Source organism: Bacillus sp. MYb56 (assembly GCF_002976445.1).
Lineage (GTDB): Bacteria > Bacillota > Bacilli > Bacillales > Bacillaceae_G > Bacillus_A > Bacillus_A mycoides.
In genome coordinates this window covers 1-14,893 of sequence record NZ_PCOH01000026.1, presented here as the reverse complement: position 1 = coordinate 14,893, position 14,893 = coordinate 1, and the positions used below count along the sequence as shown (strand labels likewise).

Annotated in this window: 17 protein-coding genes and 1 riboswitch; of the genes, 5 read left to right on the top strand and 12 right to left on the bottom strand. The window is 34.6% G+C overall.

Features of this window, described 5'->3' with window-relative positions; translation table 11 throughout:
- The first annotated feature begins 51 nt into the window (after positions 1-51).
- Positions 52-615 carry a GNAT family N-acetyltransferase gene (locus CQ058_RS23850; RefSeq protein WP_002190162.1) on the top strand — a complete coding sequence of 188 codons (564 nt, stop codon included), beginning with the start codon at positions 52-54 and terminating at the stop codon, positions 613-615.
- A 220-nt stretch (positions 616-835) separates the two neighbouring features.
- Here the strand turns inward: CQ058_RS23850 and CQ058_RS23845 are convergent, their stop codons facing one another.
- Together CQ058_RS23845 and CQ058_RS23840 are read right to left on the bottom strand one after the other, a co-directional pair.
- Positions 836-1,504, bottom strand: coding sequence for a protein kinase family protein (locus CQ058_RS23845; protein WP_003190427.1), 669 nt, complete (start codon positions 1,502-1,504; stop codon positions 836-838).
- A gap of 403 nt (positions 1,505-1,907) precedes the next feature.
- Positions 1,908-3,548 carry a M20/M25/M40 family metallo-hydrolase gene (locus CQ058_RS23840; protein ID WP_002190163.1) on the bottom strand — a complete coding sequence of 547 codons (1,641 nt, stop codon included), beginning with the start codon at positions 3,546-3,548 and terminating at the stop codon, positions 1,908-1,910.
- Between the two features lie 745 nt (positions 3,549-4,293).
- On the opposite strand from CQ058_RS23840, the gene CQ058_RS23835 reads away from it, so the two are divergent.
- Positions 4,294-5,223, top strand: a complete 930-nt coding sequence (locus CQ058_RS23835; RefSeq protein WP_002190164.1) for a phosphotransferase — start codon at positions 4,294-4,296, stop codon at positions 5,221-5,223.
- A gap of 44 nt (positions 5,224-5,267) precedes the next feature.
- On the top strand, positions 5,268-5,615 hold the full coding sequence (locus CQ058_RS23830; RefSeq protein ID WP_002013943.1) for a VOC family protein: 348 nt from the start codon (positions 5,268-5,270) through the stop codon (positions 5,613-5,615).
- Positions 5,616-5,801: 186 nt separating this feature from the next.
- Here the strand turns inward: CQ058_RS23830 and CQ058_RS23825 are convergent, their stop codons facing one another.
- Both CQ058_RS23825 and CQ058_RS23820 read right to left on the bottom strand, forming a co-directional pair.
- Positions 5,802-6,194 (bottom strand): hypothetical protein, encoded by a 393-nt coding sequence (locus CQ058_RS23825; RefSeq protein WP_002192776.1) that lies wholly within the window; start codon positions 6,192-6,194, stop codon positions 5,802-5,804.
- Between the two features lie 83 nt (positions 6,195-6,277).
- Positions 6,278-7,048, bottom strand: a complete 771-nt coding sequence (locus tag CQ058_RS23820; protein WP_105590018.1) for a putative protein N(5)-glutamine methyltransferase — start codon at positions 7,046-7,048, stop codon at positions 6,278-6,280.
- A gap of 512 nt (positions 7,049-7,560) precedes the next feature.
- On the opposite strand from CQ058_RS23820, the gene CQ058_RS23815 reads away from it, so the two are divergent.
- Entirely contained in the window at positions 7,561-8,907 is a 1,347-nt protein-coding gene (locus tag CQ058_RS23815) for a short-chain fatty acid transporter (protein WP_105590012.1), read from the top strand.
- Between the two features lie 40 nt (positions 8,908-8,947).
- Here CQ058_RS23815 and CQ058_RS23810 read toward each other — a convergent pair whose 3' ends face one another.
- The 4 genes from CQ058_RS23810 to CQ058_RS23795 all read right to left on the bottom strand — a co-directional run bounded on the left by CQ058_RS23810 (position 8,948) and on the right by CQ058_RS23795 (position 10,859).
- Positions 8,948-9,301 carry a hypothetical protein gene (locus tag CQ058_RS23810; RefSeq protein ID WP_002190167.1) on the bottom strand — a complete coding sequence of 118 codons (354 nt, stop codon included), beginning with the start codon at positions 9,299-9,301 and terminating at the stop codon, positions 8,948-8,950.
- Positions 9,298-9,873 (bottom strand): NAD(P)H-dependent oxidoreductase, encoded by a 576-nt coding sequence (locus CQ058_RS23805; protein ID WP_002142490.1) that lies wholly within the window; start codon positions 9,871-9,873, stop codon positions 9,298-9,300. Before CQ058_RS23805 ends, CQ058_RS23810 begins: the two co-directional genes overlap by 4 nt.
- Positions 9,874-9,895: 22 nt before the next feature.
- A complete protein-coding gene (locus tag CQ058_RS23800; RefSeq protein ID WP_002033243.1) occupies positions 9,896-10,333 on the bottom strand; it encodes an SWIM zinc finger family protein in 438 nt (145 codons plus the stop codon).
- A 205-nt stretch (positions 10,334-10,538) separates the two neighbouring features.
- Entirely contained in the window at positions 10,539-10,859 is a 321-nt protein-coding gene (locus CQ058_RS23795; RefSeq protein ID WP_002110869.1) for a hypothetical protein, read from the bottom strand.
- Positions 10,860-10,897: 38 nt separating this feature from the next.
- Positions 10,898-10,996: riboswitch (SAM riboswitch) on the bottom strand.
- 121 nt (positions 10,997-11,117) lie between these two features.
- Between CQ058_RS23795 and CQ058_RS23790 the strand changes: the two genes are divergently transcribed.
- Positions 11,118-11,309, top strand: coding sequence for a hypothetical protein (locus CQ058_RS23790; RefSeq protein WP_002084448.1), 192 nt, complete (start codon positions 11,118-11,120; stop codon positions 11,307-11,309).
- Positions 11,310-11,340: 31 nt separating this feature from the next.
- Here CQ058_RS23790 and CQ058_RS23785 read toward each other — a convergent pair whose 3' ends face one another.
- The 4 genes from CQ058_RS23785 to CQ058_RS23770 form a co-directional block, all read right to left on the bottom strand.
- Positions 11,341-12,063, bottom strand: a complete 723-nt coding sequence (locus tag CQ058_RS23785) for a YwiC-like family protein (protein ID WP_002033247.1) — start codon at positions 12,061-12,063, stop codon at positions 11,341-11,343.
- A gap of 184 nt (positions 12,064-12,247) precedes the next feature.
- Positions 12,248-12,949: an ECF transporter S component gene (locus tag CQ058_RS23780; RefSeq protein ID WP_002142494.1), complete on the bottom strand. Its 702-nt coding sequence runs from the start codon at positions 12,947-12,949 to the stop codon at positions 12,248-12,250.
- On the bottom strand, positions 12,922-14,583 hold the full coding sequence (locus CQ058_RS23775) for an ABC transporter ATP-binding protein (protein ID WP_012261280.1): 1,662 nt from the start codon (positions 14,581-14,583) through the stop codon (positions 12,922-12,924). Before CQ058_RS23775 ends, CQ058_RS23780 begins: the two co-directional genes overlap by 28 nt.
- Before the next feature lie 144 nt (positions 14,584-14,727).
- On the bottom strand, positions 14,728-14,893 hold a 166-nt coding region (locus tag CQ058_RS23770), incomplete at its 5' end, for a zinc ribbon domain-containing protein (protein ID WP_142396399.1).

Here is a 14,893-nt window from a genome sequence, read left to right as displayed (position 1 = left end):
TATATAAGTTTCATTCTGTCATAATTTAAAGTTTTCGAGAGGAGAAATGATATGAATTCTATTTTATTAGATGTTCCGTTACAAATAGAAACAGACAGACTAATTCTTCGAGCACCACTTCAAACTGGTGACGGGAATGTCGTACACCAAGCTATTAAGGATTCAATTAATGAGTTAAAACAATGGTTGCTTTTATTCCAGTCAATTCCTACTGTTGAAGAAACTGAAATTATCCTGAGAAATGCCCATATAGATTTTTTAAAAAGAGAAAGCTTTCGCTATCTTATCTATCTTAAGGGTACTAATGATTTTATTGGAACTGCTAGCCTTCACGGAATTAATTGGAAAATTTCTAAATGTGAAATTGGATACTGGATTAATACGCAATTTAGTGGCAATGGATATATGACAGAAGCAGTAAGTGAGTTAACAAATCTTGGATTTCAGTTACTCAAATTTAGAAGGATTGAAATACGCTGTGAATCTACTAACACTAAAAGTCGTACGATCCCTGAAAAACTAGGTTTTGAGCTTGAAGGGATATTACGTAATGAAGATCTTTCAGCTGACGGTAAAGAACTAACTGATACCTGCATCTATGCAAAGGTAAATTAGATTGAAATTTTAATACTCAATTGCGTCTGTGTACATAGTTTATTCCCCTTCTAATCCATTATTGTGATTTGTTTAGAACTATAGTACATCAATATGTTTAAAATGAAATGTACTGAAATGGGTATATTCTATTGTTACAATCATTTTATAAATAAATTACTTCATGAAGTTATAAAATTAGGACCGTACATATTAGACATATCTAAAATGTACGGTCCTTTTACAATTTGAATTTCTTTTTAAGCTTCTTATATTTTCTATATGAACGTCGAACAATGTTTAACATGAAATACGGTATTTTAACAGGGAAAGGCAATTTATAAATGAAAGGCAAGTAAAATGTAAAATATGCCTTTTCTAAGTCTCTCCACTTACTATCTTCTTTTGTTTTTAAGAAATCAGATACATCGACTACATATCCCCTTCCATTTTCCATCATCACATTTTTTCCGTGAACATCACAAGGAGTTAATCCTTGCTCCCTTGCATACTCTATAGCTTCATTGATATCAAGGATTACCTGCTTAGGAATTTTAATCCCCTTATGAATAGCATCGTATAAGGTAATTTCTTTTAAACGTTTCAATACTATGAAATTTTCTCCTTTATATATAAGATTCGAATAAGAAGGATGATTTCCGATTCTTCGGTATACTTCTGACTCTTTTTCAATTCCTTCTCCTTCTCGCGCGTAAACTTTCACTACCCAATCTTTGTATTCTTTGTGCATAAATACTGCGGCATAATTACCTGTCCCTAAACACTTCCAAAGTCTAGGAATATCTTTAACTACTATAGGCTCGAATTCATCCTCACTTCTTATGCTTACCTCTTTTAATAATTCGTCCTTTATCAATCTCACAAAACTATTTATACTCATCATTTCCACTCCGGTTTTGCTACAAGGGGTACTACCCCATAACCATCAAGTTAAAAAGTACATTCTTCCCTAATACGAAAAAAATGAGCAGACTTCACTAAGTAACTAACTGTAGCGAAATAAATTTTTCATTTAGGGGGGTACTTCAAAATCTTAAAATGGATATTCTACGCAAATATATATTATTGATACAATAAGTTATGTTAACTTCACATAATTATATTATACAAAAACTCAGCAAATACCGTTACAAAAAGTGTACAAGCCATATCTACTCTCTCTAAATAGTTTATTGCGAATCTATTTTAAGGAGAATTCTTACATCACAATTTCATAAATCTAAGGTTTCAAACTATTCATTACGAAAAAAAGACCGTATCACTACGGTCCTTTTCTCGCTCTTATGCAAACACTATGACTGTGTAACTTTATTAGAAACAAGTAGTTTTTCAATACATATAGGTAACATATCTAATAACGTTTCAAATGCGTAATTTACGTCCAGACGCTCCGTCCATTGATGTGCATCTTTTCCTACTGGTCCCATATTTAATACTGGAACGTCAAACTCTTCTAATTCCTGAAGTGGAATCGAATAACCTTTATCCCATAATGGCATATTGTCGACAAGAGAACTCATTGAATCCAATGGGTTTTGTAAGCCAACATAGCTTAAATCTGAAATTCCTCCAAAATAATTTTGGTTTTCAAATGTAATGCTATGATTATAGTGGGCATACTTTTCCATTTCTACAACTACCTCTTTAATTAAAGGATTGTTGCGTGAACTCACAGCTGGATAGTATGGCGGCGCAAAGAAAAGTACAATCATTGGAGCCTTTTCTTTACATAAGATAGCTAATTTGTCTACTAAATCAATAGTTACTGCACGATCATCTTTATCTTCTCTATTTTTTATAATATCGGATTGAATTTCATCTATTTTTTCTCTTCCATGTTGTTCAATTGCATAAGCGATAAGCTCTTCATACGTTAATACATTTACTTTAAGATTCGGCGGTATGAACGGATTATACTTAGAAAAATGATACGCTCGCTCCTCATACGATTCTTCGATTTTCTCTGCTACTTTCGTTACTTTTTGGCGTAACAATGAAACTACATCTGTCATCGTTTTTTCTAGTAAAAACAAATTAAATAACGTGACAGCACGATGAGGAATTTGCACAGAATAATCCTCCTTTAAGTCTCTTTGAAGCAAGTTAGTTGGTGGAGGACTCGCTTCCCCTTCTACAATATCACAAAGGTCCGTATTCAACTCTAATTCCGCTGTTAATAATGCAGCCATATAGCTCCCATTTAATCCTGCAAAAGGTTCACCTACATGTGTCTCTTTTCCATAGCAAAGGAAACCAGGTAACACCTTACCAATAGAACCAGTATAAATGTACTTATTTTGGTCACCAGGATGTCTTGAAAACATAGGCTCTGAATTTAGGACCGTTTTATACTCTAAGTCATGTTCTTTTGCTAAGTCTAATAATCTTGGAACAGCAGCTCTCATCCCTACAGAGTTCACTTCTTCATCTGGAACAGCCAATAAAAGAACATTCCCATCAAATCTTCCTTCACAAGCTTGCTCAACCATCGCCATTTGTAAAGTTAGACCACATTTCATATCCATCGTTCCTCTACCAAAGAGCCAATCTCCTTGTTCTATATCTTCACGTACATGATCTGGTAGCTCATCTTTATGAGAATAAAACATAGATGTTAATTTTTTAGGGTTAAATGCATCTTCTTTCCACACTCCGTAATCTTGTACATCTACAACATCAAAGTGGCTAACAAGAATTACGGTATTTTTCGTACTATCGCTTTTCTTTACTAGGGCTGTAACAAAATATCTTCCATCTCCCGTCGGATTTTTTTGTAAATGATGCGGATTTTGTTTGAAATACTGTAAATCAGATAGTTGTTCTACAACAAAGTCTGGCAATATAACTTCAGCTTCTGAACCTGTAATACTAGGAATTTCAACAAGATTGCTTAATAATTGAACCAATTGTTCTTTAGATTGCCACTTTGACATATAAATCCCCCTATTTTTCCGCATTATGAAATTCATTTCCAATATATGAATAAAAAATGACGACAGCTATCAAAATTATAATTTTGCCGTTTGGCAAGCTTATGGTTCTTTTCATTTGCGGCAAACATATGCTTCCAGGATTTGAAGAATATGTTTAATATCGCTTTTAAATAAAGTCACGGTGTTTATTTAAAAGACGCGATGTTTTGTCCCTTTAGATCTGTTTATCTAAAGAGAGGTTTTTATAGTGAAAAGAAAATCTGAACTGAAAGACGGATTAAGAAACTGCTGAGTAGCAATAAAGTTACTCCACTAAAGGGCCAGATTGTTGAGGAACGTTTTCAGGAAATTAGATTATTCGAGTTTGAATATATCATTGAGATTATGAAGGTTTTTTACTTAAACTGACGGGGCAGTAATACTCAATTAAAAAATAATGGTAAAGTTAGCGAAAAGAAGAAGGATTGAAAATCGTATAGATTCATTCATTGTAATACATTTTAAGTTTTTGTGTGGCGAGGTATTTGAGAAGTAAGAATGATTTCATCAAAAAAACATTGAAGCTCCAACGGGTTTTTATATGACTATTTTTCCAGACCCAATTTAACATCACAAATTACAAATAAACATTCTATACTTTTGGTTAGATTTTTTATATAGTTTGATTGACAGCAAAACCTAAGAAAAGGGGTGTTATTCATTGAGAATCACTTGTCACCTTGATCAATCTGATTTACAGGAGTATATGCAAAAAGTCTTTGGTACCAGTTATTTGGTTTCTAGTGTAACGAAAATGCATGGCGGTGCACAAAAGGTAGTCTATAAGATTGATTGCAGCAATGGATTTTCCTGCGTTCTGTATGTTTGGGATCTTACCATGAATTATTTTCAAGAAGAAATAGCAAACCGAGATATACATGAGCACTCCTATAGTAGTGATTTATTTGAATTAAATAACAAGTATTTAATTCAACAAGGAATTCAAACTCCCCTTCTATATGATCTGAATAAGGAAAGAAACCGTCATCCTTATGATTATGCTCTCGTTGAATATGTAAATGGACAAAAGGCAGAAGTTTATTTTCAACATTCCGATTCATATGTTAAAGATAAAGTGTTTCAGCGGATAGGAGATATGCTGGCAGACATGCATGCCAACGAGAGACTTACTCATGGGAAAGTGAATCAAAGTGGGATCAACACGGAAAAATGTCATCACTTGCAAATGAAGAATGCAAAAAGAGATTTAGATTACGCATGCCAACATATTGACAGCATCAGGGCTAGTCATAGCAATCTACTCGATACATTGTACGAGCTTGAATCAAAAATTGAAACAAGAAGTCGTTATGGATTTATACATGGGGAACTCGGCCCCGATCATGTATTAATTAATAACAAACTAGAACCTTATTTGATTGATATCGAAGGAGCCGAGTTCTTTGATATTGAGTATGAGCACAGTTTTTTGCAGTTTCGATTTGGGGATTATTATCGATATTTAAAGAATGATACTCTCGACCCCAACAGGATGTTATTCTATCGATTCCATCATCATATATCCTTAACTTCAGGCGGGTTGAGATTGCTTCACAGAGGATTTCCGAATCAACAATTTGCAAAAGATCTAACCGATTACCATTCCCGTTGTGCACTGCGTTTTATTGAAGGTTGAACTTATGTCATTAAAAATTTAAAGATAGACAGGAGTTAAATACAATGATAAAAGGTTTCGGAGGAATATTTTGGAGAACTAAAAATCTTGATGTTATAAAAAAATGGTACAGTGAAGTGTTGAAAATTGAAATAGAAAATTGGAACGGGACTGTGATTAAACCCGAATTAGGAACTGAGACTATCTTTTCTTTCTTCACTGAAAATGACAATTATTTTCCAACAGAACAACAAGTGATGTTGAATTTCCAAGTACATAATCTAAACGAGACTATTCAGCATCTTGAACATATTGGTGTACCTCTTGAAAAGAAAGAAGAGATTAGTGAATTTGGAAAGTTTATTTGGATTAAAGATCCTGAAGGTCGATTGATCGAACTGTGGGAGAAATAGCCGGTTGCAATCATTTACTATTAAGCTAACGAGTGCTTTAGTTCAATAAAAAAAGTCGATTCCTTTGAAGTGCACCTTCGTTTATTAGACACAGTCTAACAATCGGAGGTGCACTTTTTTAATCTAAATTAATACTTTTAATAAAATCAAAATGATTTTCATCAGCTAATTTATCGATATAACCTGTTATATACAGATTGCTTTAGATACTTCTGTATTCTTAAACTCAGAATAAAAATCAGGAGAAAATGATACTTCTAAAACAATACTATCCCCAGGTTTAATATTTAACTTATTACCTTTAGCTAACACTCTAAATGGATTTGTTGTTTGGCCAGAAACAGTAGGTGATTTAGGAAATGAAAACATAACATTATTTTGTACAATAATATAATCGGTATTATTAGTCATTTTTATTTTATAAGATATTTCAGTGTTCATATTAAGATTTTTAGAAATTAATTCATACACTATTCCATTTTCAACATCTGCTTGTTTAAAAGTAATATTATTTTTACTAGAACAAGCACTCAAAACAAAAAACAAAACCAATATGATTATTCCACATTCTTTTTTCATTGATCTATTACCACCTATCAGTAAACACTATATTCTCTTTGGATTGTCATAACATTTGAAACGTACGTAACACTAGTAATACTCTAAAAGCTAGAATTAGAACCGATTATGACAGTAGCGTCCAGTTCCTTGTTTCTAGCAACTTTTGTGCTAAGCCCAGCACCAGCAAAGATTTCAAAGGCCTGGGGTGCCTGAACTTCGCTCGTCTCTATCAAAAGATGTCCATCCAAAGCTAACCAGAGTAAAGCTTCTTCTGCTACTCTTCGCAGAATGTTAAGACCATCTTCTCCTCCGTCAAGCGTTACATTTGGTTCATATAGGCGTGCCTCCCGGGGGAGAAACTTTATTATTTCAGTAGGAACGTAAGGTACGTTCGCAACTAGGATATTTACATGGCCCTTAAGTGAGTCTGGTAGAGCTTTATACAAGTCACCTTCAAAAGCACGACCGCCAAAATTCGTTACATTGCGGCTATCGCATTGTACTGCGATAGGGTCAATGTCAACAGAATACAATTCAACTCGTCCCAAAGCTGCTGCCAGTGCGGCACCCACCGCACCTGATCCACAACATAGATCAACAATGATATCGCTAGAACGCGACAGGACCTCTGTTTGATGAACAAGGAACTCGGTACGTTTACGCGGTACAAAAACGCCTCGATCCACTTCTATTCGTAGACCACAAAACTCCGTGTATCCAACAACGTATTCCAGAGGTAAACCGTTGACCCGCATTTCTACCATTTTCATAAGGTCCTCTGGAGTTAGTGCCTCTGACATAAGTAACCGGGTCTCATCTTCTGCAAAAACACAACCGGCACTTCGAAGCTTGCTAACTATATATTTTTCCATTTTCATATCCAAAAATAAATTTGTTTTATTCTCTATATTATCTCACCACTTTTGATAAAGTTTGTTTGTAATTCAGAGTTCGTTAAAAATAGCTAATATCCTTTTTCAATAATCTGATTCTTACATAAACTGTCATTTGATGGACATATTCGTCTATGACCATCTCTTTCCCTTGTATATAGAGCATTCTTTTCAATTTCTGTTTTCGTCAAATCTAATTAACAGAGATATAAACGAAAACACATATTTTTACACTATTTCGATTTATATATACAAACTATATTTTTAACGTTTTGGGCTATTTGCTTTGCTTAAGTTGATTTGCATAGATACTACCCCTCTTTGAAATATTTCAGTTCAAAATGAAATAACATTTCAACATAGACTATCAATCTACCTAGACATTATGACAACCACCTTAGATATCTGAATTTTCTATACATTAAAGGTTATCACCTAAACAACCTCGAATATTGTAATAAACATACATAACATAAGGAGGTTGAGCTATTTTGTTTCGTTCATTTACAAATGGATGTGTTGCTCTTGTGCAGCGTTTCTTACCAGAACCGTTTATTTTATCATGTTTATTAACTGTTTTCGTTATCTTCTTCGGTATGTTTGCAACGAGCCAAACACCTGTAGAAATGATTAATCACTGGGGTAATGGAATTTGGGGACTTCTCGCTTTTTCTATGCAAATGGCTCTTGTACTCGTGACAGGATCTGCATTAGCAAACGCTCCTCTTATTAAAAAAGGATTAACGAGAGCAGCGAAATTACCGAAAACAAATGGACAAGGTATTATTGCTATTTCAATCGTAAGTTTACTAGGAGCATACATAAACTGGGGATTTGGTATTGTTGTATCGGTTTTATATGCAAAAGAAGTGGCCAGACAGTTAGAAGGATTAGATTATAGGTTAGCAATTGCTTCTTCCTACTCTGGATTTCTCATTTGGCATGCAGGCCTTTCTGCTTCTATCCCTCTTACGTTAGCAACTGGCGGCGAAACGTTAATTAAAACGACAGCTGGAAGTATTAAAGAAGCGATTCCAATAACAGAAACGTTATTCTCACCATACGCACTCGTGCCAGTTATTATTTTTCTCGTTACGATGCCTCTCATTAACCGGGCCATGCATCCAGATGAAAAACATACGATAACTGTAGATCCTAGCGTATTCCATGAAGAAGCTGCCGCTCAAGAAGTAGGGAACAATACGTTCGCTGAAAAAATGGAAAATAGTATGATTATTACACTTTGCATCGGATTATTAGGTCTTATTTATATTTTTAACTATTTTAGTACGAAAGGCTTTAACCTTACACTTGATATCGTTATTTTTATGTTATTAATTGCCGGTCTTATTTTCCACCGTACTCCTATTCAATATATTCGCGCTTTCTCTGACTCAACTAAGAGTGCTTCAGGTATTTTACTTCAGTTTCCGTTCTATGCTGGAATTATGGGGATGATGATTGGAGTAAATAGTGAAGGTCTTTCGCTTGGAGGAGCTATTTCTACTTTCTTTATTAGTATTTCAAATGAAACCACATTCCCGCTCTTTACATTTTTAAGTGCTGGCATTGTAAATATTTTCGTTCCATCTGGAGGCGGTCAATGGGCAGTGCAAGCACCAATTATGATTCCAGCTGGCGCTGAACTTGGTGTACCTGCCGCGAAAACAGCGATGGCAATTGCATGGGGCGATGCTTGGACAAATTTAATTCAACCTTTCTGGGCATTACCGGCATTAGCGATAGCTGGTTTAAGCGCGCGTGATATTATGGGATTTTGTGTTGTTAACTTACTATATGCAGGATTTATCATTAGTCTATGTTTCTTATTTCTTTAAACGAAAAGCTAGTTTTATACTAGCTTTTTTATATAATAAATCATTCGTTATCTATACAGCTTATTACCTTCCTCCACTCTACCTCTGCATGATTTAATGCTTCATATGTAAACAAATCTTCACATACTTTTTCAATCATATGAGGATTGTTCTTAAGGAACTTCCACTGCAATACTTTAGGAAGAACATACGTTCCATATTCTTTACTTCCCTTTATTACCTCATCAACTTCTCTTTCACAAATCCCTCTTATTAAATAATCATTTCTTAATTGTATTTGAATTTCTTGAAACGTTTCGCTGTATTTCTTCAATTGGACTAAACAATTAATATACGTACGCAAAAGTTCGTCATCACAATTGCAACACTTTATAATACGATCGATTTCATTCATAATGTACGAGCCGCTTCTTCTATTTGTAACAGCCATTTTTCACGCTTCGTTACTTTACTCGTTTTCACAGATTGAAAAGTAGAACGTTTTATATCGCGAATACCACAAAAACGTAAAACCCCTCTTTTCATCATAATCCAATCCGCTGATCGATATAATAGGGCCACGTACCATAACGGTGAGTCTAACGTATTAATAACCCATGCTTTCTTTCCTTTAAATAAGCCTTTCGGTAATGACCCCTCATATTTATAAGCAAATCCAGCTACAAAAATACGATCGATAAATCCTTTTAAAATAGCAGGCATGCCCCACCACCATATCGGATATATGAACAGAAGAATATCCGCTTTCTGCACTAATTCTCTATATCGCTTCGTCTCTTCTTCATTTAGTAAATCACGTCTTTTCTTCTCTTCATTAAATACAAGCACTGGATCAAATTGTTCTTTATATAAATCAAGTAGCGTAACAGAATGATTTGTTTCCTCAAGTCCTTTTTGCACATGCTCTAAAATTGCCCCATTAAAGCTTGAAGGATTAGGGTGAGCATATATAATTAGTACGTTCACTACAAAACAACTCCCTCTTTAGTTAAAGTTTCCCCTTCTTTAACATCGTCTCTACAATTTGCACATTTTTCGAACTTTGTAACAAACGATTTAATACTGTTAGTAACTCTTCTTTTTCTAAACCTTTCAATTGCTCTTTAACTGTACTCTCACCAGCACCTTGAATTTCATACACAACTGCCGCCATATGTTTACAATAATTTTCATAAGGACACTCGCAGCTACTTTCTGCAAAATCTTCAAGATCAATAATCACTTCATAATTCCCTGCATTTCCAGTAACGAAAGCAAATACTTTCTTGTCGTGTATTTCAACATCTTCTACATGTCCCTCTTCATAATATTCATATCCTCTATCTATAATGTACTTTGGAATCCATTTCATTATATCTTTTAATAAGTATGCATACATCACAACACCTCTTCCTCTAATTCCCTTTTGACTTCCAAAATCCTGCATGTTATTCTAATAACTGTCAAGTAGCGAGTCTACGTGACAAAACGACTGACACCTATTCGGCGGAGGTGTCTCTTTTCATTTGCAGCCGATATGAAGTGCCTCTTTCAGGCACATTCAATCTTTGACACTACACACTCAACACCATTCCCTTGTATCAGGCTGCTTTAGCAGTCTTTTACTCTACATACTTCAAAAAAAAGAGAGCTCAGCTCCCTTTTCCCGCCTTATAAAATACCCCTTTTTCAGCATAGCGATATTCATCATCAGCTAAAGTAATTTTCCCATCCAGTTTGAGTTCATCTAATAGTCTTGATAAATAAAATTGATGTAACATTTTTTTAGTGAATTTTCCTTCATGATGCGAAACGATATGTTCTTGAATATCTAACAATGATATTGGCTTATCTTGCTCTATCATATATTCATAAACTGTACTACGCAGTTTTACGTATTTTTCGAGTGTCACAGTACTTCGCAACCCCTTTCTTCTTATTATATGTTTTCGTAATCGGTTTTTTTGCAACAAAAAAACCTCTCCGATAAGAAGAAGTTACGTATATCTTCGTCTTATCTCCCAGAACAAATATGTTCTGCTGGAATTAGCACCTGCATCGCGGTTGCTGGGTTTCATCGGGCCAGTCCCTCCACCTCTCTGGATAAGAAAATATTCACTTTGAATTTAACTATACGTAATTTTATTATAATTGTCAAATAAATATAAAAAATTATATTTTCTTCTTTATTGTTCATACTACAAAAAGATGTACAAAAGGAGGCTACTACTTTGAAAAAGAATGCTCGTGGATACGTACAAGATTCTTTTCATTCCTTACAAGAAGCGAAACATTGTTTAGAAGATGCATTACAGACTGTTGAAGAAGATTTTAATCGCGCACGTATTGAACAATCCCTTTACGCTGTAGAGCAAGCTCTTCAACGTTGCGATTACACCGTTCACATTTTAGAACAAGAATGAAAACTTCCCATCAAAAGATGGGAAGTTTGTTTCAAATGGCATACTTCATCATTATTACCGTTATTATTAAAAAATATACAGAATTAACAATTTCTAAAATCCCTACTTTTAATATAGAAATCTTTTTGCCATACAACATAATGGCCCGAATTACACTTGGTACAAATATGAGTGAACACCATGGATTTATAGCAAATACAATTACCGTTAATACAATATGGTATCCCCAAGATATAAAACGATACTTCGGATTATTTTTTTCACGAATCATCGTTTTCACATAAAACGTACTTCCTAAAAAATATAGAAATGAAATAAGCGTAATGAATAATGCTGTTTTATCTATTAATTTCATGGAGAAATAATAACTGATTAAACCACCTATACAAAACACTATAATCGCACAAACATCATTTAGTAATGCTCGTTCATTTTTTTGACGAGCGTAATACATATTTACAATAAACAATGGAATCATTAATACCGCGAATAAAAGAATTCGCCATTCATATAATAAAGAAATCATCCCAAATACAAATGCAATGATAAAATAAACAATTGCAGCGTGTAGAAATTCTTTTTTTCTTCTCTGCCTTATGTACATGAGAAATGGATAAGTAGCTAGATAGATAAAGAACCAGGCTAAAAACAGTGGGATATGATAAAAAGTAGGTTTACCAAGTAATACACTTAATAGAAATGGTATGACAAGCATCGCCCATGCTCCATGTTGCTTCGGAATAACTAACTTCATTAACTATACACCTCCCTCTTGAAAATAATTCTCACCTACTATTATACAAATAATTTCATATAATAACGGACATATATTGAATCTATTTTTTGACAATAAAAAATGCTTCTTACAATATGTAAGAAGCATGAAAGAGGCAAACGAATATGTAAGTCGCGACCCTACCTTATATGAGTATGCTTTTCTATGTCACGTTATGCTCATCTAATATACCATATTTCTTTTTAAATCTTGTGAGGATCGTAATCCATGACGTACTAAATAACAGAAGGAAAATAACATTCGATATCGCGTGACTCAGATCAAAGTAAAAACTTGCGACATAGTAAGCAATAACTGTTTCCCACGTTGCTTCTTGTATAAAACCAAGAAGACCCCAAAAATTCATAATCCAGCCAAATAGAAATCCAACGGCAAATCCGTACAACAGTCTTCCCCACAGTTTTTTCATTAAAAATGTATTACGTAATAGTCCAGCTATAAACCCGATCATGCCCCAAGAGAACATTTGCCACGGCGTCCACGGACCTTGTCCTAAAAAAATATTAGATACAATGGCAGCCGTTGCCCCAATCATAAAGCCAGTTTCACTCCCAAAAACAATTGCAGAAACGATAATGACAAAAGAAGTCGGTTGTACACTTGGTAAAATAGAAAATGGTACCCGGCTAACCGCTGCAATCGCCGCTAACACAGCAACGATAACAATTTCACGTGAAACAAACGCCTTCCTTTCAAAACGAATATAGAAAGGTAACATAATGACAGCTAATAAAAACAAACTACTTACCATGTAATACCCGTCCATAATAAAAGTCGTAAAGAGTAGTGTACATATTACAACAGCAAAAATAAATATTATGAATGCAACATATCGTTTGGACACGCTTCGTACACATCCTCCCACGTTAATGCAAATGGCAACTCTCTACGGATGAATCGATTAATAGATGTTGTATAAAAGAAGTTACCACTAAAGAACTCTTTCGGTGCATCATTCATAATGACTTTCCCGTCAAATAACATCATGCACTGATCAACGTATTTCGCTGCAAACTCAATATCATGCGTTGCCATTACAATTGTTGTACCTTCTTTTTGCAACTGTTTAAATAGCTCTCCTACTCTTTCCTTTTTCCATGGATCTAGTCCCTTTGTCGGCTCATCAAGTAATAATAAAGTTGGCTTTGATAATAACGTTGTACATAATGCGAGTAATTGTTGCTCTCCGCCGCTACAATCATGTGGATGGCGCTCTTTAAGTGAATCTAACCAAAACTTTTTCAACATTTCTTCTGCTATTGTTTTTCCCTCTTCACCATATAATTCATGCGCACGCTCATAAACCTCTTCCCATACTGTATCAAAAGTAAAATGATAGTACGGATGTTGCGATACGTACCCTATACTTTTAAATCGTTCTTTCGAATCAATTTTATGTACCACTTTCCCATTCCACTTTACCTTACCTCTTCTAGCTTTTTGCAATCCTGCTAAAATCGTTAACAGTGTAGACTTCCCGGTTCCGTTTTTCCCAACTAGAGCTGTCCATTTTCCCTTTTCGATGTTCACTGTTAAATCTCGTAAAATAAGTGGACTACTTTTTTCATATTGAAAAGATATATGTTCTGCACTTAAAATTACTTCTTGCTTTTCACATTGTTCTACTTGCCCATTCCTATTTGATATCGCTGAAAAATCATTCATTTTCATTTGCGCTTCTCGCACTGTAAATGGAATCTCTTTCACATTCCACTCTAAAAACAATCTTGGAATTTGCGGAATGAATGGACGAAACTTTTCTACTTCCCACATGTTCGCTATCACATTTTTAGGAGTATCATCATAAATGATTCTGCCATTATCCATACAAACAACGCGTGTTGCGAGCGGTATAACTTCATCTAAACGATGTTCACTTAAAATAATCGTAATTCCGAGTTCTTCATTAATACGTTTTAATAATCCTAAAAACTCTTTCGCAGCAATAGGATCTAGTTGTGCTGTCGGTTCATCCAGTAATAATAGTTTCGGCTGCATGACTAACACCGCAGCTAAATTTACAAGTTGTTTTTGACCACCAGATAAAGTATGAACAGATTGATGTAATAAATCTTGAAATCCCAAAAAGCTAATGAGCTCCGCTATTCTTTGTTGAATAATATGTGATGGTAATCCGATATTTTCTAAAGAGAATGCTAATTCTTGAATAACGGTATCCATTACGATCTGATTTTCTGGATTTTGAAATACCATACCAATTTCTTGGGCAGATAATAACTCTGGTACTTCTTCTAATAAAGCACCATCATAATATGTATGTCCAGAACGCGTGCCAATTGGAAGTAACTCCTTTTTAAAATGTTTTAATAAAGTTGTCTTCCCAGAACCTGAACCGCCAGCAAGTACTATAAATTCTCCTTTTTGAACAGAAAGAGAAATATGCTGTAACGCTTCTTCATTTTCATCAGTATATATAAATGATAATTTTTTTATTTCTGCATGCGCCACCATATCCATTCCGATACGATAAACTTAACTAAATCTATACAATTTAATCAAATTTACACAAGTTAGTGCTTCATCGCGTTCTCGCAACCCCGAAGGGACGAGAGGTATAACACTCCACACGAGGCAGTATCGTTACCTCCTATTATCAAGCATTTATTTTACCCATCTTGATAAATTTATCGAAGCATTTAAATCCCTATCGTGATGGCTATTGCATGGAACACAGTTCCATTCACGAATCTTTAAACTCCACTGTCCTTCTGGTTGAACTGAATGGTCGTATTTAACTCCGCAACATGAGCAAATCTTGCTGGAAGCG

Excerpts from the sequence above, each read along its gene's own strand:
- CQ058_RS23785 (WP_002033247.1), bottom strand. The coding sequence starts at position 12,063 with ATGAAGTTAGTTATTCCGAAGCAACATGGAGCATGGGCGATGCTTGTC.
- CQ058_RS23800 (WP_002033243.1), bottom strand. The coding sequence starts at position 10,333 with ATGCAGGATTTTGGAAGTCAAAAGGGAATTAGAGGAAGAGGTGTTGTG.
- CQ058_RS23835 (WP_002190164.1), top strand. The coding sequence starts at position 4,294 with ATGCAAAAAGTCTTTGGTACCAGTTATTTGGTTTCTAGTGTAACGAAA.
- CQ058_RS23830 (WP_002013943.1), top strand. The coding sequence starts at position 5,268 with ATGATAAAAGGTTTCGGAGGAATATTTTGGAGAACTAAAAATCTTGAT.
- CQ058_RS23775 (WP_012261280.1), bottom strand. The coding sequence starts at position 14,583 with ATGGATATGGTGGCGCATGCAGAAATAAAAAAATTATCATTTATATAT.
- CQ058_RS23810 (WP_002190167.1), bottom strand. The coding sequence starts at position 9,301 with ATGAATGAAATCGATCGTATTATAAAGTGTTGCAATTGTGATGACGAA.
- CQ058_RS23840 (WP_002190163.1), bottom strand. The coding sequence starts at position 3,548 with ATGTCAAAGTGGCAATCTAAAGAACAATTGGTTCAATTATTAAGCAAT.
- CQ058_RS23825 (WP_002192776.1), bottom strand. The coding sequence starts at position 6,194 with ATGAAAAAAGAATGTGGAATAATCATATTGGTTTTGTTTTTTGTTTTG.
- CQ058_RS23820 (WP_105590018.1), bottom strand. The coding sequence starts at position 7,048 with ATGGAAAAATATATAGTTAGCAAGCTTCGAAGTGCCGGTTGTGTTTTT.
- CQ058_RS23850 (WP_002190162.1), top strand. The coding sequence starts at position 52 with ATGAATTCTATTTTATTAGATGTTCCGTTACAAATAGAAACAGACAGA.